The following is a 20,259-nucleotide window of genomic DNA, read 5'->3' on the forward strand; positions in this document are numbered from 1 at the left end:
CTATCGTAAAGAATTTGCGTCTTAAATGATTCATTACTATAAGAAAAACAAGCAGAAGGTACTGTATGCGTAAAATGCCAGTGACAAATAAGGAAAATGATTTTCCAGAAAATGATGTTCTAGTATCGAGTACAGATGTGAAAGGACGCATTACATTTGTTAATGATGCTTTTTGTGAGGTGGCTGGGTATCAGCGTGAGGCCTTAATTGGTGCTCCACACAATTTAATTCGTCATCCTGATGTGCCTCCTGCTGTTTTTGCTGATATGTGGGCAAATCTCAAGCAAGGTAATAGTTGGATGGGGATTGTTAAAAATCGCTGTGAGAATGGTGACCATTATTGGGTGAGTGCCCATGTAAGCCCCTTATTGGATGGTGAAAAGGTTGTTGGCTACGAATCGGTTAGGCGGAAAGCCACAAAAGACGAGATTCATCACGCGCAATTTATTTACGATCGAGTTAATGCTGGCAAAGGTTTGTTGCCTCTTTCTGCTAAAGTTTCCTCTTATCTAATGAATGCATCATGGCCTTTAATGGCTTGTTTTGTTCTTTTGGCCTTTGTCGGTTTGCTTTCCAATGTATTGGTACTTCAAACAGTATCTTGTTCTTTTTCGATATTAGGTGTTCTTTTAACTCTGTATCAGGGACGCAGTTTAAATGCCGTTGTTGATGGTTTATCCATAGAATCAAAAAATCCAATTGGTCAGTATTTATATTGTAAAACGATCGGAACGAAAGCTGCGATCAAGTTCGCTAAAATCCATCAAGAGGCGGCAGGGAACACGTTTAGATATCGTTTAAAAGAAGGTGCTAGTCAGCTTCAGAAAAGGGCGTCAGAATCTAAAGCGAGCGTTACAGCTAACTTAAATAACTTTAATAAACAGCGCGGCACTTTTCAGAGTGTTGTAGCTTCTAGTTCTCAACTATTATCTAGTGTTACTCAGGTAGCAACACACGTTAGTGTGGCTGTTGAGGCGACAGAATCTGTTGGTTCCTTAACCAAAGAAAGTCGATTATTGGCTCTACAAACAGGTGAGACTATGCGAGAAGTCTATAAGGACATCTCGGATGCTAAAAAAGTAGTGGCTATCTTGGCGGAGAGAAGTGATAGCATCAATGAAGTTGTTCACTCTATTAGTGATATTGCCGATCAAACTAATTTATTGGCTTTGAATGCGGCGATTGAATCAGCTCGAGCTGGTGAGGCTGGAAGAGGGTTTGCTGTTGTGGCTGATGAGGTTCGTGCATTAGCAATACGGACACAAAACGCCACGCAAAATATTCATACAATGACGGAAGAATTGAAAAAGAATACTTCCGATGTGAGTGAGACAATTGATAAAGGTACTTTAGTTGCGCAACAAGGCGTAGAGAGTGTGAATCAAGTTGCTCAAAAAATGGGGGATATTGAAGCGGCGATTAAACAAGTAGTTGAAATGACGGCTCAAATTAATGTCTCATCAGAAGAGCAGGCTGCAGTTGCCCGTGACCTTAATGATAAAATGGAAAGTGTAGATGCTTTGAGTCTTGATAGTATTCGAAGCGCAGAGAATATTGTTTTAAATATTACGCATATTGAAGAAGAAGCATACGAGCAAGGAAATCTTGCAGAAAGAATGAAACAATAAAGTATTCACTAACCTAAGTTCTTTAAAGTGTGAAGGTCCTATAAAGTTTTTATAGGGCCTTTTTTTATGTGGTTTAGGTAATTCAAATGTTAAATTGTTCTTTTCCTGAATTAGTCTGCTTTGTCAGGCGTTCGTGCAATAACCCATATATCAACACGTTCTGCTCCTGCGTTTAAAAGGAGTTTTGTGCAGCTTTCTATTGTATTGCCAGTTGTCATGACATCATCAAATAGAGCAATGTGTTTGCTAACTGGGATTTTAATGTCATAGATGTTCTTTTTGTTTTTAAGTCGTTCTTTTCTGCTTAATGAGTGTTGTGCTTGAGTGTGTTTTAGTTTGCTTAGTGGGTTGTTGCTAATTAGGTGTGGGCAATTACCTCCAATTTTTTGTTGTAGGTGTTTTGCTAAATGGTGGGTCATAACTTTTGTTTGGCAAAATCCACGTTCTTTGATTCTATTTGGATGGCTAGGGACGTAGACAAGTTGATCAGGCCAGGAGTCTGAAGAATAAGTTTTTATAAGATGTTCGCTCAATAAATATGTTAGTGGACGAATGTAGTGATTTCCCTGATTGAATTTAATGCTATGGATAAGTGTTTTTATGATGCCTTCGAATCGGTAAGGAGCAACACAAGTTTGGTATTCAGGTGGTGAGGCTTGGCAGTGGCCGCAGATAGCGTTTGTTTTAAAGGTGGGGTGTTTGCAGTGAAGGCAATGTATTTCATTTTTTGGGAGTAGGTCGTGGCAGTGTTGGCAGAGTGTGTTTTTGCTACTTTTGTTGCAAATATAGCACTGATTTAAAAATATACTATTGTAAACCTTATTTATTTTTTCAGTTGACAGGTTTAGCCATTCCATTAGTATTACTCCATTTATTTATATCTTTGAGGTCGGTATGTCTGTAAATGTGCCTGTAAGTTCTTCTTCTGAAAATACTAGCGGACCCCGCTTTAACTGGACTCACGCTGAAGTAAAAGCGCTTTTCGATCTTCCATTTATGGATTTGTTGTTCCGTGCGCAGACTGTCCATAGGGAAAATTTTACGCCAAATGAAGTGCAGGTGAGTACTCTTTTATCCATCAAGACAGGTGCTTGTCCTGAAGACTGCAAATATTGTCCACAAAGTGGTCATTATAATACTGAGCTTGAAAAAGAAAAATTGATGGAAGTTCAAAAAGTGCTTGAAGAGGCTGCTTTGGCAAAAGAGAAAGGAGCAAACCGTTTTTGTATGGGGGCAGCCTGGAAACACCCTTCAGAAAAAGATTTTCCTTATGTGCTAGAGATGATTAAAGGTGTTAAATCATTAGGTTTAGAGTCCTGTGTTACTTTGGGGACGTTAAATGATGAACAGGCTAAGCGTTTATCTGAAGCTGGTCTTGATTATTACAATCATAATTTAGATACCTCTGCTGAATATTATGACAGTATCATCACGACTCGAACTTATCAGGATCGTCTAGATACACTTTCTAAAGTTCGGGATTCGGGCATTAAATTGTGTTGTGGTGGCATTATGGGAATGGGTGAAGAGCAAAAAGATCGTGTCGGTTTGTTGCGTCAACTTTCTCAAATGTCTCCGCATCCTGAAAGTGTGCCGATTAATATGTTGGTGAAAGTGGAGGGGACGCCATTAGAAAATGTAGAAGACCTTGATACGTTTGAATTCATTCGAACGATTGCTGTGGCACGGATTATTATGCCCAAATCGCACGTTCGTTTATCTGCCGGTCGTCATGGTATGAATGAGCAAACTCAGGCTTTATGTTTTATGGCTGGTGCGAATTCTATTTTCTACGGAGAAAAACTACTGACCACAGGTAATCCAGAGGCGGATAAAGATATGGCTTTGTTCGCTAATTTAGGTATTAACCCTGAAAAAAGAGAAGAGCACTCTGATGAAGCCGTTGCTGAATCTATTGCGGCACAAGTGGTTAAGCAAGAAGTGTCCAAATTGTTTTATGAGGCTAGTGTTTGAATATTGGCTTCCGTGTAGAGCGCTCCAATGAAAATTTAGTGTTATTATGTGATTTACTTAAGTAGATTTTAATATTAGAAGAGTAGAGAGGTTGCATGCCGGCACGTATTGAAACAGAAGCATTTGGAGATCCAGCTCATCAAGCTATCTTTATGGTATCTGAATGGGCGATGCCAAAAGAAGTGATGCATGCTTTTGCTCAGCGTTTAAGCCAGCGATTTTATGTTGTGTTGGCTAATTTGCCAGGTATTTCTCTTGATGAACAATGGATTAGCCGCTCTCGTATAGGGCCTAATTATGATATTGATGCGTTATCTGAACAATTAATTGATGTGGCACCTAAAGAATCATGGTGGATAGGTTGGTCGCTTGGCGGCATGGTATCTACCTATGTCGCCGCTCGGCGTTCTAGCTGTGTGCGGGGGTTGATTACCTTGTCAACGCCTCCTAGTTTTGTGGAAAGAGAAGATTATCCAAACGGTATGTCTGTGGTGGACTTTGATGCTTTTGTAGCTTTAGTTGAAAGTTCACCTGAACAGGGGCTTAAGCGTTTCGTGACATTACAGGTAAAAGGTGCAGAAGATGAAAATACGCTTGCTAAACAATTGCAGTCTCTTTTACCAATAAAAACACTTAACCGTGCAGCGCTTATCGGGGGGCTTAGGTTGTTAAAGTCTCTTGATATTCGTCGTGAATTATCGATTCTAGATTTGCCTAATTTGCATTTGTTAGGTGAGAGGGATGTATTGGTGTCAGGGCAAAGTTTGGAAAAAAGTATTGATGTAAATCCTTTACTGCAATGTGTTTTATTGCCTAATTGCACGCATCAGCCTTTTTTTGAAGATGAAGATACTTGTGTGCGTTATATAGAAAAATTTATTGATGCTAACCATTCATAGTGTGTCGATCTTTAGCTACAAGTGAATGCTAGCTAGGTATTTTAATCGTATTTTAGGTTTCATGATAAGTGCGTAAGATTTCGAAATGAGCTGGTTTTATTATAGCTGTCGTTTAAATTTCCCAAAAGTGTTACTTGTTCTTCGGAAAGTTGGCAAGTTTCATACCTTCTAATGGTTATCATACTCTCCTGTTAATTTATGAGCCGCAAGGATTAAGGTTATGAATCTTAGGTTCTGTTAAGTAATCAGGTGGTGTTTGTTGTTGTCTGAAAATCCTCAAATGTCAGGAGTAACGCGTGAAAAAACGCTTTTTTGTAACAAGTACAGATGCTGGTGTAGGTAAAACTTTTGTTACGGTAGGGTTGCTGGACGCAGCGAAACGAGCCGGTTTTAAATCACTTGGTCTTAAGCCTATTGCGGCTGGAGCGCAACAAGTCGATGGCGTTTTACGTAATAAGGATGGGGTATTGATACAGCAAGCAAGTAGTGTGGAGTTGCTGTATGAACAGGTTAACCCTATAGTTTTTGAATCTCCTGTAGCGCCTCATATTGCCGCTATGCAAGAAAATAGATTAATAACGGCTTCTCGTTTAGAAGGTTATATTAAAGGAACTTTATTGATGCCTCATGAATTTGCTTTGGTTGAAGGTGTTGATGGTTGGCGGGCTCCATTAAATGATAGGGAGCTGTTGTCTGATGTGGCGAAACTACTTGGCTTTCCTGTCATTCTTGTCGTTAATATAAAGTTGGGTTGTTTGAATCATGCCATATTAACAGCAGAAGCTATTGCGAGAGATGGTTTGACGTTAGCGGGCTGGATTGCCAATACAGGGCCAGAGAAAATGTCATGTTATGATGATAATTTAACCAGTCTAACCGCAATGCTTTCAGCCCCAATGTTGGGGGCTTTATCTTGGGCTCAAGATGAAAAAGTGTCACAAAATCAGTTCGATAAACTATTTTTGGCGCTATAATGATTCTCAATAAAGCTTGAAAGTTAGAGATCTAAACGCATTATGATTATAGCGTTGATGGGCATGGTTTATTTTATTTAATACTGGGGTGATGGCGTGAAAGCTTGGTTGTGTGGTTTAGATGAGGATGAATACGCAAGTGTTTCCAGTATCTTAACCTTTATAGGGGTTGAACATAGTACTTCATTGACTGCATTTCAATTGCCGGACTTTGTTGTTTTAGGGGAGGCGATTCAATCTTTTGAATTAGATGAGATGATTCCTGTTATTTCATTAAATCATTCTGTTGATATTAATAGTGGTTATAATGTTTGGCTGGTTCCTTTACCTTGGCGATCGCAGTCACTTTCTTCGGTCTTAAAAGAAATTAAACAGCTGCATACTTTCCCTCAAACTTCAGGTGTCGATTTAAATTTACACGTTCGGCATTTAGAAGCGCTTCTTATTCGTCAGGCTTTGGTGTCTACTCAAGGTGTGGTGTCAAAAGCGGCGCAAAACTTACAGATACAACGTACGACACTGATTGAAAAAATGCGTCGATATAATATTGATAAGTCGGAGTTTTAGTGACTAAAGATGAAGAAATAGCGGAGTTAAAGGCCGCTTTCAAAGCGTTCACTGAGTCTTCTGATATATTGGCGAAGTCCTATCTTGATCTTCAGCAAGAAGTGGTTCGATTGTATGATCAGCTGGAAAAGTCTGAGCAAGATAAGCGGCAAGAACAAGACAAAAATCGCATATTAGTTTTGCAGTTTCAGCAATTGTTTGAATCTATGCCTGTTGGTGTGCTGTTGTTAAATGACGAAGGCATGATTGTAATGGCTAACCCTGTTGCGGAGCGTTTATTTAATTTATCTCTTATTGGTCAGTCTTGGGGGGAAATTGTACCTTTAAGTTTTCGTCCGCAGGAGAATGACGGGCATGATGTGAGTATGGTAACTGGTCGTCGTGTGCGTGTAGAAACCGCTTCCCTTGGTGATGCTCCAGGACAGTTAGTGATCTTAGTCGATTTGACGGAAGCGTATCATTTGCAAAAGAAATTGACACATCATGAGCGCTTATCAAATATGGGTAAGATGGTCGCTGCTCTTGCTCATCAAATAAGGACGCCTTTGTCTTCGGCTACACTCTATGCTGGACACCTGCAAAAGCCCGATCTTGCACCAGTAATGCGTGAAACCTTTGCGAATAAATTAGTTGATCGACTTGCGAATATTGAAAAACAAATTCGCGATATGCTAATTTTTTCTCGTAGTGAAATAAAATTAGATGAGGTTATTTCAGCCTCTGAGTTTATTGAAGAGCTAACGAGTCATTGTGAAGAAATTTGTGAACAAAAAAATATGCATTTTGAAATGGCTGGAGAGGATTTTTCTGCCACAGATTGTATTCAATGCAATAAAGAAACATTATTAGGAGCACTATTAAACCTTTTAAATAATGCCATTGATGCACAATCTGAAGGCGATGAGGTTCGATTTAACTGGCGAAGCCATGATGGTAGTGTGACTTTCACATTTAGAGATCGTGGTGTTGGCATGTCTAAAGAGCATTTGGATCATGTTCAAGAAGGGTTTGTGACAACAAAACAGCATGGAACAGGATTAGGTCTAATGGTTGTTAAAGCCATTGCGAGAGCTCATCACGGGCAGTTTGAAATAGACAGTATAGAGGGCGCCGGTACAACGGCAAGTTTGACACTTCCTCTTGTAAGGGTATGACATGTCTGATGTAAAATTATTAATTGTAGAAGACGATAAAGGTTTGGCTGAGGCATTAGAAGATACGCTGATGCTAGCAAGTTATCAGTGTAAAATGGTTTATAGTGCCGAAGAAGCTGTGATGGCATTGAAACATGACCTATTTGATATGGTTGTTTCAGATGTAAACCTACCTGGTATGGATGGTTATGGGTTGCTTCATCATGTCATCGACACTTATCCTGAGTTGCCTATTATGTTGATGACTGCCTATGGTGATATTGCCCATGCAGTGGAGGCGATGCGCGATGGTGCGGTAGATTATTTATTGAAGCCTTTTAAAGAAGAAGAGCTTCTTAGTGCCATTGCTAAATACACAGTTAAAGCTGCGCCATTATCAAATAGTCAGCCTATTGCAAAAGATCCTTCTAGCTTGGCTTTATTGGAATTGGCGAAACGTGTTGCGGTTACTGACTCGACTGTATTAATTTGTGGCGAGAGTGGTACAGGTAAAGAAGTGCTGGCTCATTATATTCATCAACAATCCAGCCGTCCTAATGCGCCTTTTATTGCCATCAACTGTGCCGCTATTCCAGAAAATATGTTGGAAGCAATATTATTTGGTTATGAAAAGGGGGCTTATACGGGCGCTGTTTCATCTCAAGCTGGTAAGTTTGAACAAGCCAATGGTGGGACTTTATTGCTTGATGAAATTACCGAGATGGATGTTGGGCTACAGGCTAAATTGTTAAGAGTTTTACAAGAGCAGGAAGTTGAGCGGCTTGGCGGGAAGAAATCAATTCCGTTGGATGTTCGAATTATTGCGACGACAAACCGTGATCTTGCTGATTATGTGCGTGAAGGCGGATTTAGGGAAGATTTATATTACCGTCTAAATGTTTTTCCGTTACGTTGGTTACCGATTCGTGAGCGAAAAGGTGATATATTGCCAATAGCACAGCATTTATTAGCAAAACATGCGGCAAAAATGCGTATTTCTGCAGCTATGTTAAAACCTTCGGCTCAAAGTAAGCTAGAATCACACCCTTGGCCTGGTAATGTTCGAGAACTTGACAATGTAATCCAACGGGCTTTAATTTTGAGTCCAAATGCACAGATTAATGAAGATCATATTGCTTTTGATATGATGAGTTTAAACCCTACTGCAGTTGAGCCTGATGTAGAAGAGGATAGTGCGGCTTCTATATTAGGTAAAGGTGTTCAGCAGCATGAGTTCCGTATTATTGCTCAAGCATTGATCGATGCGAACGGTAAACGTAAGGTTGTTGCGGAAACATTGGGAATCAGTCCTAGAACTTTACGCTATAAAATCGCAAAAATGCGAGAAAGTGGTATAGATGTGGATTGATTTTTGTATCTTGTTTTAATTAGCTTTATGCTAAGCTATATCGATATATATTTTTTTAGGTGAGTAACATGATTTCTGGTCGACCAGACATTAATCAGGTGTTGTCCCAAATGCGGGATATGAGGTCGCAAGTTCAGGCGCCTAGTTCTCCTGTTTCTAGTGTTTCCAAGGTGGGTGGTGAAGGCGAAGGCAGCCAGGCTGTTGAACGTGCAGATTTCGCAGAAATGTTAAAAAATGCCGTTAATAATGTGAATACATTACAAAAAGATGCGACACAGTTAGCTCAATCTTATGAGCGAGGTGATGAAGGGATTGATTTGCCTCAGGTCATGATTGGCCTACAAAAATCCAGCGTGTCATTTGAAGCAATGACGCAGGTGCGTAATAAACTTGTCGATGCATACGAAAAAATCATGAATATGCCGATTTAGGCATAACAAACCGCTTGGCGCTTTTTAATGGATAATGTCCCTGCAGAACAATCAGAGCAAAAGCTCTATTTAGAGTTGGTTACTGGCTTTAATAAGCTGACTGTTATTCGTCAGCTTGCATTAATGGTCGGATTAGCTGCATCTATCGCGATAGGATTATCAGCGGTGTTGTGGAGTAATGGACCAGAATATAAGCCTGTATTGAGTAGTATTACTGATTACAATGCTGATCAAATAGTTGAACTTCTCAGCGTCAATAACATTCCTTTTAAACTAGATGAAAATACAGGCGCTTTGCTTGTTGAATCTGAGTTTTATCATCAAGCTCGTCTTAAATTAGCTGGTTCAGGTATTGTTTCCGACAACATTGTTGGCATGGAAATAATGGATCAAGATCAGGCTTTAGGTACGTCTCAATTTGTAGAAACAACTCGTTATCGGCGAGGATTGGAAGGTGAGCTTAGTCGAACGATCACAAGCTTGCAGAGCATTAAAAGTGCTCGAGTTCATCTTGCTATACCAAAAGAGTCTGTTTTTGTAAGAGATACAAGAAAACCTTCTGCCTCAGTATTTCTAGAGTTGTATCCGGGCCGACGTTTAGATAGAAGTCAAGTGGAGGCCATTGTTAACTTGGTTGCCTCAAGTATTTCTCAATTAAGTGATAAAGACGTTACAGTCGTTGATCAGCGTGGCACTTTATTGACAGAGAAAGATGTTGATTCGGAATTATCTGTTGCTGGAAAGCAGTTTGATTATGCTCGTAAAGTAGAAGACGTGCTGTTGCAGCGTGTGAATAATATTCTTGGCCCTGTTATTGGTCAGGGGCGCTTTAAGGCAGAAGTGTCTGCTGATGTGGATTTTACTGCGATTGAAAAAACTGACGAGCAGTATAACCCAGATCTATTGGCATTACGTAGTGAGCAGACATTAAAAGAAAATCGTGATGGAGTATCTGTTAGCGGTATTCCAGGAGCACTTACGAATCAACCGCCAGGTGCTGTCACTATCCCTGAAGCGGTTGACGAAAATGGTGCGCCTATCGGCGGCACTAATCCTGCTACTGGGCAATCTCGTGAAGAAACAAGACGTAATTTTGAACTAGATAGAAGTATTAGCTATACGAAACGTCAGCAAGGTACTGTAAGGCGTTTGTCTGTTGCTGTGGTAGTTGATGACTTGGCAAGTTTAGATCCTGAAACGTCTGCTTTAGTACGTACTCCTTGGAATGATGATGAATTAGGCCGTTTGACGCTATTGGTACGTGATGCAGTTGGCTACGATCCATCCCGTGGTGACAGTGTTAGTGTGATTAACTCTCCTTTTGCGGTACCTGATCCGGTTGCACCTGTTGCTGAGATACCATTTTATAAGCAAACGTGGTTCTTGAATTTATTACAACCAACTTTGGTAGGTATCTTTGTCCTAATCTTACTGCTTATAGTTGTTCGACCAATTTTGAAAGCGCTTAGTGATCAGAATAAAATTGCTGTCACGGATGATACCGAGGCCGCTATTTTTTCTGATGAAACAGATGAAATATCAGACGACCAAGTATCATTGGTTAGTGCAGAAGACATTTTAGTACCAGGCTCTCCTGAGAAAATAGATCGCCAGCTGAATGCTATTCGCGGTTTAATTGCTGAAGAGCCAGAGCGTGTTGCTCAAGTTGTTAAACAATGGGTAATGGAAAAATAAATGAGTGATTTAGGCCAAAGCTCAGAATTGAGTTCAGTTGAAAAAGCCGCCGTGTTGCTTATGTCGCTTGGTGAGTCAGATGCGGCGCAAATACTTAAACATATGGGACCAAAAGAGGTCCAGCGAATTGGTTCAACCATGGCTCAATTAGCTAATATTCAGCGACATCAAGTGGAGAAAGTACTTGATGATTTTCTAGTGTTGGTTGGAGATCAAACCGGATTGGGGTTGGGAGCGGATGGTTATATTCGTAACATGCTCAGAGAAGCCCTTGGTGAAGAAAAAGCTGGTAGCCTAATTGATCGAATCTTGCTTGGGGGGAACACCACTGGATTGGATACCCTTAAATGGATGGAATCAAGGGCAGTAGCCGATGTGATTCGATATGAGCATCCTCAGATTCAAGCCATTGTTATTTCTTACCTAGATCCTGATCAGGCAGCAGACATTCTAGCTAACTTCGATGAGCGGGTTCGACTTGATATTGTATTGAGGGTGGCGGCATTAGAAACAGTTCAGCCAGCAGCATTGCAAGAGTTGAATGATATCCTTGAGCGTCAGTTCTCTGGCAATCAATCTACTCAATCCACAACGATTGGCGGCGTACGTACAGCGGCAAATATTATGAACTTCATTGAAAGCTCCGTGGAGTCTGAATTGATGGAGTCTATTCGTGATGTCGATGAAGATTTGGCGAATACTATCCAAGACTTGATGTTTGTCTTTGATAACCTTCTTGAGGTGGATGATCGTGGAATACAGGTTATTCTTCGTGAAGTAGAATCTGAGACCTTGATTCTTGCATTAAAAGGCGCTGACCCGGATATGCAGGAAAAAATCTTCAAAAATATGTCTTCTCGCGCTGCTGATATGCTGAAAGATGATCTGGAAGCAAAAGGTCCTGTTCGCGTTAGTGAAGTTGAAGTGGCTCAGAAAGAAATATTGGCTGTTGCCAGACGTCTTGCTGATAACGGAGATATCGTTCTCGGTGGCGGTTCTGAGCAGATGGTTTAGTTAAAATATGACTGACCCAAAAGATGAAAAAAACGAACGTAAGTTAACCGCTTATGAGCGTTGGGAACTTCCTCACCTTGATAGCAGTAAGTCACGTAATGAAACTGGTCCTGCGATTCTAGTCCAAAAAGATGATGTTGTTATCACCGAAGAGGTGGACCAAGACTCTTTGGTCTACGAACCCTTGACGGCCTCCCAATTGGAAGAAATCCGCTCTGCTGCTTATGAGGAAGGTTTTATTCAGGGTGAAGAGGAAGGTCATGAAAAAGGTCATTCTGATGGTTTTGCGAAAGGTGAGGTTGATGGTTTTGAGAAAGGTCATAATGAAGGTCTTGCTGCTGGATTAGAGGAAGGCAGAGCGCAGGCAAAAGCTGAAGCTCAAGTTCAATTGGAAACGGTTGAAACTTTATTAACAAATATTACCAAAGAAATTACTCAACCTCTGGAAGACAGTCGCGCCGCTGCAGAAGATATATTGTATCAATCTATGGTTCGAATGATTGAGAATGTATGCCTTTCCAAAATGAATGAAGATGGTCGGAAAGTGCTGAAAGAGCAACTTTCTAGAGTGTTTGATGAAATTGGTGAATACGAAGGTCGTATTAAGCTACGACTTCACCCTGATGACATTTCTGTTCTAGATGATTTAGGAGTTAAGGACAGATTGATACTGCAAACAGAAGGTGATGATTCTCTAATAAATGGTGGTTTTGTGATTGATTCTAAATCCTTCCATATAGATGGTCGAGTTGAGCAGCGCCTTGATGCTGTGTGTAATGAATTACGTCATCTTTCCTCTTCTGATCAGGGGTGATCTGTGTCTACCCTCCAAGAGCGTTTAAACAAGCTTAAAGGTGTTTCGCCTATTTCTTTACCGCCTCAATTGGAAGGTAAGGTCACTCGTATGGTTGGTTTAACCATGGAAGCCGTGGGTTGTATTGTTGCACTTGGTGACCGCTGTTCTGTTCAGGTAAGAAAAGATCGATGGGTGGAGTCAGAAGTCGTTGGCTTTACTGGAGACCTAACTTATCTTATGCCAACTGAAGCTATAGAGGGTATCTCACCTGGGGCAAGGGTTCGTCCTTTACTTGAAGATAGTTTAATGCCAGTTGGTGATGAGTTGCTTGGTCGAGTGGTAAATGGTCTTGGCAAGCCGCTTGATGGTAAAGGACCAATTAAGACAAAAGATTCAGTAAGTCTTCATGGTGACGTCATTAACCCGCTACAAAGAAAGCCAATTAGTGAACCACTAGATGTGGGTATCAAAACGATTAATAGTTTATTGACGGTTGGTAAAGGGCAGAGATTAGGGCTTTTTGCAGGGAGTGGTGTTGGTAAAAGTATGTTGTTGGGGATGATGACCCGCTTTACTGAAGCTGATATTACAGTAGTTGGTTTGATTGGTGAGCGTGGCCGAGAAGTAAAAGAGTTTATTGATCAAATATTGGGTGAGGAAGGTTTGTCTCGCTCCGTCGTTGTCGCCTCACCTGCTGATGATTCTGCTTTAATGCGACTGCGCGCCGCTATGCTTGCAACACGTATTGCTGAGTATTATCGGGATCAAGGTAAAAATGTTTTACTCCTAATGGACTCATTGACTCGCTATGCTCAGGCGCAGCGTGAAATTGCACTTTCTGTTGGTGAGCCACCTGCAACAAAGGGTTATCCACCCTCAGTATTTTCTAAATTACCCCAACTTGTCGAGCGAGCAGGTAATGGTCGTGAAGGCAGTGGTTCAGTTACAGCCTTTTATACGGTATTGACTGAAGGTGATGATCAGCAAGATCCTATTGCTGATGCATCGAGAGCAATTTTGGATGGTCACATTGTGTTGTCTCGTCGCCTTGCTGAAGAGGGGCATTATCCCGCTATTGACATAGAGGCTTCTATTTCTCGTGCTATGCCTCAAATTGTCAGTGAAGATCATTTATATGGCGCGATGAGAGTGAAGCAGCTTTATTCTAAATTCCAACAAAATCAGGATCTCATTTCTGTCGGTGCTTATGCTAAAGGCAGTGATCCAGACCTGGATCAGGCAATTATTCAGATGCCTGAAATACGCAGTTTTTTACAACAGTCCTTATCTGAAAGTTTTACAATTGATCAAAGTTTAGAAGCTCTAGTAACAGCAATGACAAAAGGGCAGTAGACGATCACTTACAAAAAAGTCTACTATTTAACTAATTTCTAGATGAGTCCCCCATGAAAAAGTCACAGCGAATGCAAATTTTAGTAGATCTTGCAAAGCGTAAGGAAGATTCCGCTGCGCAGCAGTTAGCTCGTGATAAGGCGAAAGTGGCACATGATGTTCAAAAGCTTAATGAATTAAAAGAATACGCGGGTCAATATGAATCTGAGCGAAACCTTCTTGGCTTAAGTGCCTATCTAACAACGAATTACCAACATTTTGTTGACCGCGTACAGCAGGCTATTGCTCAGCAAGAAGCGGCTATCGGACGGTCGGAGCAGCAGGCGGATATGAGTATGCGTCGTTGGTTACAAACCCGATCTAAAACAAAAAGTATGGATTGGTTGAAAGAAAAAAATCATAAAGCTGAGTTAGCGATAGAGGCAAAACAAGAGCAGCGTCAAAGTGATGAGTTTGCAATGCGTCGTTTTTTGGATAATACCCGATAACGGTTTTGGTGCTGTTTTGTAAAGCAACGGAGCTTATTGTTAGGATAAGACATGGTGTATCAAGGTAATGGATTGGTTGATTTTTCCTTGTCTGTTTCTCAAATAGAAATGGCTTTGAATGATTACGCCACTTCACCTCAGCTTGGATTAGACAGGCTACATCAATCTCTAGTTTCCTTTCAAACTATTATCAACTCAGCTTCTTTGCTTGATGATGTTTTTTATCAAAGACTTTCATCCGTTTTATCCAGTGTTGATTACTTATTAGATTCTGGCTCTCCTTATTTTTATCGTTATCATGTTGCCTTGATGTCTGCCTGCGATGCACTTTTTCAGATAGCTATTGCTGGTCAGTTTGGTGAGGATCGCGTACAACAGTTTTACTCTTTGTTGTCTATAGATCGTTCCTGTTGGGTTACTCTTATTTCTACAGAAAGTGAAATGAAACACACTCCTGAATTTCTGAATTATGAGGCTCAGCTAGCGTTTGGGTACTTCGATAAAGAGCAAACCGTTGATACTTATTTGAAAAAACTATCTACTGTCGGGCGAGTATCATTTTATTTAGACTCTGTGGAAGGAGGGGCGGTATCTGGGCGTTTTAAGCTATTTAGTGTTCAGTCTATCCAATGGTTACAGTCACGTTTTCCTAGTTTTAAATGGCGTATCGTCTCAACAAGTGAAGATAGATCGTTAAGAGATTTGTGTGCGTTAAGTTTTTTACCTCTTTTTCAAAATAACACTATGATGCGAAGCTCAAGATACGATCTTTTGAATTTGTTTGAGCATCAATTTAAGTCTTCGTTTTATCAGCCGTTTGGTGCTTTGTTTACTTCTGATTACTCTATTGTTAATGAAATACATCGACTTGTTCCTTTCGATGGAAATATGGGCTTATTGGAGTGTGATAAATCACTAACCTGTTTTCCAGTGCGTCATTCAGGGTTTCTTTATGCGGCATCTAGAAGGGTAGACACAGAACTATCAAGTTTTTCTTATTTGGGGTGTTTGGGTAAAGATTTTTTACCTTACTTTCTGTATGAGATAAGTACTTGTTCAGGCCGGTTTGTATTTGACAAGCAGGAGTGTATTGGCTCTTATCTTATTTCAGAAAAAGACATTTATTCTATCGATGGTGCTTTGTGGTTCGAATTGGAAGGTATTGAAGTTGAAATTGTTTTGGATTTGCCCTTTTCTATTCTAAGTGAAAATGCTTTTTGTTTATTGCCTAGACAGATAAGTAATGTATTGGTTATTAATCAGGCAGGACGATATTTCGCTGTCCCTTTTCTTACTTTACGTGAAATTGAAGGTGTAAGTGCGCAGATAATGTCACCCTCGTCTTTTATTAAAAACATTTGGTTAACTAAAGCGAATGAATCAATCGCTGAGCCTTGGTTGTTGGGCATGGATAGTATTCCCTTAACGGATTTCCCCATAGAAAAGAATGTTTCGGAATCTTCTTCGAGAAGTGGTTACTACCAAGGCGTAGTGGGGGGCGGTCTATTTGGATTGAAGCGCAATTGGTCTCTTCTGTTGTGCCTTACGGGAATCTTTATTCTTTTGAATGCTTTGATAGTAGTCTTCAGGTTCAATCGCTATTCATTCACGATGGGCGTTGCGTAGATCATGTTGCTCTTGCAGCTGTGGACTTCGAACGTTTGGAGGTTGAAAAGAGGGATTGTGCCTTTTCTGCTATTCTTGATTGGATGGGTGAATCAATGGCCTTATCGTTTGAATCTTGTGATTGGCTTGACTCGTTACCCAGTGGGTGTGACGTACAGGAAGCTGACTATGTGACTAGAGAAAGTGTCATTAAGGTTGGTTATAGAGATAAAAGAAATTGTTTTGCTTCTTTGCCAGATAACTTTGTTCTGAATAAAAAGAATTATGTATCCTTTGTTACTGGCGTTAAGACATCTTCATCATTAGCTTGAAAGTGATTATTAACTATGAATACACAACATTCACCGATTAGTGTGCCAAGAAAAGAATTGACTAGTCGCTTGCAGAAAAGCGTTGTAGCTCTGTTGTTTTTGCTGTTATTAGCCTTTGCTGGATTGTATATGCTGATGAGCATGAATCTGGAAAAGCAGAATGTTCAACAAGAGGAGTTGAATGAACTCTTAAGTGTTGTTCATCATGCCGAAGAGCATTGGTTGGAGCTATTATTGGTAGAAGATAAACTAGCGTATGTTGATAGTGCGTCTATGTCATCTTTAAGCCATCTACATCAAATGTTAATTAGTGAATATCGATTAATTGAAAGTAAAGTCGCAGACTTCCAATTAGCAACTGAAATAAATTTGTCTGATACCTTTGTATTGTTGGAACGGCTAGCGCAAAGAGAGTTAGACGTTGCCCCTTTGTTAGACGAAGAGCGGAAATTGGTTTATCTGTCTGTTGAAAAACTTGAAGTTTTGGGTGATGAACTTTTGCAGATAGGTGTTGATTTAGATTATGAACGGCAAGTATTTATTGAAAGATTAATTTGGGCTCCGATTGGGATTTTACTTTTTATTGGCTTCGTTATTGTTGTTATGTCAGTAGGGTTTAATCGACAATTGCGATCTGGTTTTTCAAGTTTGCATTATATTTTAGATCACCATAAACACGGTCATGCTCTGGTCACGCCTCCTCGTAATGTTACGGATGAATTTACAGATTTAAGTCATTTCATTGATAATGAATTGGCTTCTAGAAATTTTGATATCAACCATCTAAATGAAAGCCTTAATTTAATTGAAAAAACCTTAGCTAAAATTGATGAGCCCTTCTTTGTTATAAATAATGAAGGTGATATTGCTTGGTTGAGTGCTGGCGCTGAGCGACTTTGGTTTAGAAATACTTCCTTTTTTGAAACTATTTTTAATATTGATTCTGGACTTGATGATCCTATCGGCGAGCGTGTAGCAGACTCTGTTTTATTTGCTAAGGAAGGGATGCAACTCAACTTATCTGATGGTGTTTATTGGTTGGAAACTCACCCTTTTGAGTTTGGTTTAGAATCAGAGGTTGAAAGTTTGCAGCGTCTTATTTCTATTAAGCCAAAATCAGAAAGGGCAGAGCTTGATGTCTTGCATCATAGTCTAAAATTGATGGAGCAAGATGTTTGGGATATTCCTGTTCGATTATTAAGAAGTGACTCTCCTTACATTGGTTTTGCTCGATCTCTGGAGATTGTGCGACGGAAAGTGGTAATGCTCTTTACTACTTTGGAAGAGGTGTTGTCACAAACAAATTCCCTTGAAAAAATTACTAAATTACAACAAATAGCATCCCTAATTGACGAAACAACGGCCCACAATGAAACACTAGGAAGTGACGTTATTGCTATTGATAATGGGTTGCCTGAAGGTTTTCAAGTTGAGCTTAATGATATGGCTTGGTTGTCTGAGCAAGTCAGGGACTCATTGATATTGGGTTATGAATTGGTTCTGCAGCGTTTGGCTTTAGTTGAGAAAGACCTTTCTTCTGATGTTTTCTTGTTGAGTGACGTTGATCGTTGTCTTAATGAAGTGAGAGCCGGCGTGTTGTCTAGTCTTTCGGCTACAGAAGGGGAAGGTGAAAGTGTTCGTCGTCGTTTCTCAATTGATTTAGAGCATGATATTAGCAAGGTGCAAAGTCATATTGAAGAAATGAGATCCATGGCGGATTCTACTCTATCATTATTGCAGTCAGATCGAAGTGTTGGTGTGGCAAGGCTGGATAGGGCGAGAGATTCAATCAATGATATGGTTGAACGAATTCATGAGTTAATGGCAAAAACGGCACCAGGTATTTCCAAGGATAAGAGCGCTGACGCTAATGGCGCAACAGTTGAGAAATTAAATGATGAATGGAATGAATTGTAATTTCTCATCATGAATTGAGGTGTAGATTTGTGCTTGAATGCTTTTTTGATAAAAAAACAGAATGCTTAGCAATTCATGTAAAAGGGCGTTTTGACTACAGTTGTTATAAGGCATTTAAAGAGGCATTTAGTATTGCTGAAAAGGCTAAGTCTTATGAGGTTGATTTAGCCCAAGTAAGTTATTTGGATAGCTCAGCTCTTGGGATGTTGTTATTACTTAGAGATCATGCAGGCGGAGATAAGCCTTTGATTCGTTTAACGGGAGTGAATGACGCTATCGCGGATATTCTCAAAATTGCTAATTTCCACCGACTCTTTGATATTGCTGAATGATGGTGATGGAGCAAGCTTTAACCATATTGATCGCTGATGACAATCCTTCTGATCGCGTTTTGCTAAAAGCAATGCTTAGTCAGTTGGGTCATAACGTGGTATCCGCTGTAGATGGTTTAGATGCTGTTAATAAATTTGACCCTAAGGCAATTCAATTGGTTTGTCTGGATGTCAAAATGCCCCATAAAAATGGTTGGGAGGCTGCATTAGATATCCAAAAAAAGGCTGGTGATTTATTTATTCCGATTATTTTTCTTTCTGGCGTCACTGACTCTATTTCTTTATCTAATTGCTTGCGGGTTGGTGGTACAGATTTTATTTCCAAGCCTTACAGTCCTGCTTTGATTACAGCTAAATTAAACGCCATTATTAAGCTTTTAGTTATGCAAAAAACGCTTGAAGAGCAGCGTGATGCAATGTCTAAATATAATGAAAAACTACTTCATGACCAAGAAGTAGCTAAAGTTGTTTATGAAAATATTACCCATTCAAATTGTTTAAAAGATGTTGCTATATCCACTCTTCATTATGGTTCTCATACTTTTAATGGGGATGTTATTTTGGCGGCTTATAAGCCAAATGGTGGAATGCATATTTTATTAGGTGACTTTACAGGTCACGGTTTGTCTGCCGCAATTGGTGCAATTCCTCTTGCAGACATATTTTTTGATTGGACTAAAAAAGGCTTTTTGATGCGTCAGATTATCCCCAAGATAAATGCTCGTCTTAAAAGTGTTTTACCGGCAAATATGTTTTGCAGTGCAGCTTTTATTGATATTAAGGTTAATAATAAAAGTATTGAGGTTTGGAATGGTGGGTTGCCTGATTTACTGTTTTTTTCACAGAATGAAAGTAAGCCAACGAGGTTAAGTTCAAATAATCTACCTTTGGGAGTATTGCCTCCTGATGCGTTTGGGTGCCAGATCGATACTGTATCTTTTACTTCTGGAGATAGGTTGATGGCATTTTCTGATGGTGTTTATGAAGCGCAGGATGCCTCAGGTAATATGTTTTGCCATTCTATTTTACAACCCTTATATGATGGGCAGGTTAATGGTGCTGAATCTCTTCAGTGGTTAACAGAGCAGTTGGAGCAAGAAGGGGTATTAAAAAATCCTCACGATGATATTTCTTGCCTAAATGTGCGTTTAGATTCAAATATCGGTATTGATTCGCCTGAGAATGATGTCTCTAGAGGTCATGATGAGGCACCAGCAGATTTTTCATTTGAGTATGTTCTTAATGCAGATTCATTACGCAACACAGACCCTTTGCCATACGTTTTGCAGATTCTGACGACTGTACCAGGGTTGAGTAGCTTTTCAAGTCAGGTTTTTATGATTCTGTCTGAGTTGTATTCAAATGCTCTTGAGCATGGTGTATTGAAATTAAGTTCGGATAAAAAAGATTCCAGTGATGGTTTTGCGCGATATTATGAAGAGCGTGAACGAAATCTTGCGAGCCTGAAAAGTGGTTATGTGAGAATTTCAATAAGGGTGGAATCTGATCAAAATGATCGGACACTTATTTTATATGTTGAAGACAGTGGTTCAGGCTTTGATTTCAAAAATGTGAATTATGATATGTCTAATACTGAATTACTTTATAATCGTGGTTTAGCTTTATTAGAGCAGCTCTGTCATAAACTGGAATTTTCTAAGGGTGGTAGTGCCGTAACAGCGCATTATCATTGGCGAGTTGGGGGAGATTCCTAGATTGGCCTCTCTATTGCATAGTCTTCTTTATCGTTGG

The 20,259-nt window shown here is 40.0% G+C and carries 19 protein-coding genes; 18 read left to right on the plus strand and 1 reads right to left on the minus strand.

Features of this window, described 5'->3' with window-relative positions:
• Positions 1–65 precede the first annotated feature (65 nt).
• On the plus strand, positions 66–1,628 hold the full coding sequence (locus tag AC0L3Y_RS09065) for a methyl-accepting chemotaxis protein (RefSeq protein WP_473460990.1): 1,563 nt from the start codon (positions 66–68) through the stop codon (positions 1,626–1,628).
• A 110-nt stretch (positions 1,629–1,738) separates the two neighbouring features.
• On the opposite strand, the gene AC0L3Y_RS09070 is transcribed toward AC0L3Y_RS09065, so the two are convergent.
• Positions 1,739–2,047, minus strand: a complete 309-nt coding sequence (locus AC0L3Y_RS09070) for a ComF family protein (RefSeq protein ID WP_473460993.1) — start codon at positions 2,045–2,047, stop codon at positions 1,739–1,741.
• A gap of 475 nt (positions 2,048–2,522) precedes the next feature.
• On the opposite strand from AC0L3Y_RS09070, the gene bioB reads away from it, so the two are divergent.
• The 17 genes from bioB (at position 2,523) to AC0L3Y_RS09155 (ending at position 20,222) form a co-directional block, all read left to right on the plus strand.
• Positions 2,523–3,602, plus strand: a complete 1,080-nt coding sequence (gene bioB, locus AC0L3Y_RS09075) for a biotin synthase BioB (protein WP_473460996.1) — start codon at positions 2,523–2,525, stop codon at positions 3,600–3,602.
• Positions 3,603–3,697: 95 nt separating this feature from the next.
• Positions 3,698–4,501 (plus strand): alpha/beta fold hydrolase, encoded by an 804-nt coding sequence (locus AC0L3Y_RS09080; RefSeq protein WP_473461000.1) that lies wholly within the window; start codon positions 3,698–3,700, stop codon positions 4,499–4,501.
• A gap of 296 nt (positions 4,502–4,797) precedes the next feature.
• Complete coding sequence (bioD, locus tag AC0L3Y_RS09085; protein WP_473461003.1) at positions 4,798–5,475, plus strand: dethiobiotin synthase; 678 nt, start codon at positions 4,798–4,800, stop codon at positions 5,473–5,475.
• Between the two features lie 96 nt (positions 5,476–5,571).
• The gene (locus tag AC0L3Y_RS09090) at positions 5,572–6,042 is read left to right on the plus strand and encodes a helix-turn-helix domain-containing protein (RefSeq protein ID WP_473461006.1); all 471 of its coding nucleotides are present in this window, start codon (positions 5,572–5,574) and stop codon (positions 6,040–6,042) included.
• Positions 6,042–7,196, plus strand: a complete 1,155-nt coding sequence (locus AC0L3Y_RS09095) for a sensor histidine kinase (RefSeq protein WP_473461009.1) — start codon at positions 6,042–6,044, stop codon at positions 7,194–7,196. Before AC0L3Y_RS09090 ends, AC0L3Y_RS09095 begins: the two co-directional genes overlap by 1 nt.
• A 1-nt stretch (position 7,197) precedes the next feature.
• Positions 7,198–8,544, plus strand: coding sequence for a sigma-54-dependent transcriptional regulator (locus tag AC0L3Y_RS09100; protein ID WP_473461013.1), 1,347 nt, complete (start codon positions 7,198–7,200; stop codon positions 8,542–8,544).
• A 68-nt stretch (positions 8,545–8,612) separates the two neighbouring features.
• Positions 8,613–8,975: a flagellar hook-basal body complex protein FliE gene (gene fliE, locus AC0L3Y_RS09105; RefSeq protein WP_473461017.1), complete on the plus strand. Its 363-nt coding sequence runs from the start codon at positions 8,613–8,615 to the stop codon at positions 8,973–8,975.
• Between the two features lie 27 nt (positions 8,976–9,002).
• Positions 9,003–10,670: a flagellar basal-body MS-ring/collar protein FliF gene (fliF, locus tag AC0L3Y_RS09110; RefSeq protein WP_473461020.1), complete on the plus strand. Its 1,668-nt coding sequence runs from the start codon at positions 9,003–9,005 to the stop codon at positions 10,668–10,670.
• Entirely contained in the window at positions 10,671–11,684 is a 1,014-nt protein-coding gene (gene fliG / locus AC0L3Y_RS09115; RefSeq protein ID WP_473461023.1) for a flagellar motor switch protein FliG, read from the plus strand.
• Positions 11,685–11,691: 7 nt separating this feature from the next.
• Positions 11,692–12,498 (plus strand): FliH/SctL family protein, encoded by an 807-nt coding sequence (locus tag AC0L3Y_RS09120; protein WP_473461026.1) that lies wholly within the window; start codon positions 11,692–11,694, stop codon positions 12,496–12,498.
• 3 nt (positions 12,499–12,501) lie between these two features.
• Positions 12,502–13,833: a flagellar protein export ATPase FliI gene (gene fliI, locus AC0L3Y_RS09125; protein WP_473461030.1), complete on the plus strand. Its 1,332-nt coding sequence runs from the start codon at positions 12,502–12,504 to the stop codon at positions 13,831–13,833.
• A gap of 53 nt (positions 13,834–13,886) precedes the next feature.
• Positions 13,887–14,321: a flagellar export protein FliJ gene (fliJ, locus tag AC0L3Y_RS09130; RefSeq protein ID WP_473461033.1), complete on the plus strand. Its 435-nt coding sequence runs from the start codon at positions 13,887–13,889 to the stop codon at positions 14,319–14,321.
• Between the two features lie 51 nt (positions 14,322–14,372).
• Positions 14,373–15,947 carry a hypothetical protein gene (locus AC0L3Y_RS09135; RefSeq protein ID WP_473461036.1) on the plus strand — a complete coding sequence of 525 codons (1,575 nt, stop codon included), beginning with the start codon at positions 14,373–14,375 and terminating at the stop codon, positions 15,945–15,947.
• Between the two features lie 35 nt (positions 15,948–15,982).
• Complete coding sequence (locus AC0L3Y_RS09140; protein WP_473461039.1) at positions 15,983–16,258, plus strand: hypothetical protein; 276 nt, start codon at positions 15,983–15,985, stop codon at positions 16,256–16,258.
• 15 nt (positions 16,259–16,273) lie between these two features.
• Positions 16,274–18,175 carry a hypothetical protein gene (locus tag AC0L3Y_RS09145; protein WP_473461042.1) on the plus strand — a complete coding sequence of 634 codons (1,902 nt, stop codon included), beginning with the start codon at positions 16,274–16,276 and terminating at the stop codon, positions 18,173–18,175.
• A gap of 29 nt (positions 18,176–18,204) precedes the next feature.
• Positions 18,205–18,507 carry an STAS domain-containing protein gene (locus tag AC0L3Y_RS09150; protein ID WP_473461046.1) on the plus strand — a complete coding sequence of 101 codons (303 nt, stop codon included), beginning with the start codon at positions 18,205–18,207 and terminating at the stop codon, positions 18,505–18,507.
• Positions 18,508–18,512: 5 nt separating this feature from the next.
• Entirely contained in the window at positions 18,513–20,222 is a 1,710-nt protein-coding gene (locus tag AC0L3Y_RS09155) for a SpoIIE family protein phosphatase (protein ID WP_473461049.1), read from the plus strand.
• Positions 20,223–20,259 lie beyond the last annotated feature (37 nt).

Source organism: Marinomonas sp. GJ51-14 (assembly GCF_055808695.1).

Coding starts and splice junctions, on each gene's coding strand:
- AC0L3Y_RS09065 (WP_473460990.1), top strand. CDS start 66: ATGCGTAAAATGCCAGTGACAAATAAGGAAAATGATTTTCCAGAAAAT.
- AC0L3Y_RS09070 (WP_473460993.1), bottom strand. CDS start 2,047: ATGACCCACCATTTAGCAAAACACCTACAACAAAAAATTGGAGGTAAT.
- bioB (WP_473460996.1), top strand. CDS start 2,523: ATGTCTGTAAATGTGCCTGTAAGTTCTTCTTCTGAAAATACTAGCGGA.
- AC0L3Y_RS09080 (WP_473461000.1), top strand. CDS start 3,698: ATGCCGGCACGTATTGAAACAGAAGCATTTGGAGATCCAGCTCATCAA.
- AC0L3Y_RS09100 (WP_473461013.1), top strand. CDS start 7,198: ATGTCTGATGTAAAATTATTAATTGTAGAAGACGATAAAGGTTTGGCT.
- fliE (WP_473461017.1), top strand. CDS start 8,613: ATGATTTCTGGTCGACCAGACATTAATCAGGTGTTGTCCCAAATGCGG.
- fliF (WP_473461020.1), top strand. CDS start 9,003: ATGGATAATGTCCCTGCAGAACAATCAGAGCAAAAGCTCTATTTAGAG.
- fliG (WP_473461023.1), top strand. CDS start 10,671: ATGAGTGATTTAGGCCAAAGCTCAGAATTGAGTTCAGTTGAAAAAGCC.
- AC0L3Y_RS09120 (WP_473461026.1), top strand. CDS start 11,692: ATGACTGACCCAAAAGATGAAAAAAACGAACGTAAGTTAACCGCTTAT.
- fliJ (WP_473461033.1), top strand. CDS start 13,887: ATGAAAAAGTCACAGCGAATGCAAATTTTAGTAGATCTTGCAAAGCGT.
- AC0L3Y_RS09135 (WP_473461036.1), top strand. CDS start 14,373: ATGGTGTATCAAGGTAATGGATTGGTTGATTTTTCCTTGTCTGTTTCT.
- AC0L3Y_RS09145 (WP_473461042.1), top strand. CDS start 16,274: ATGAATACACAACATTCACCGATTAGTGTGCCAAGAAAAGAATTGACT.
- AC0L3Y_RS09155 (WP_473461049.1), top strand. CDS start 18,513: ATGGAGCAAGCTTTAACCATATTGATCGCTGATGACAATCCTTCTGAT.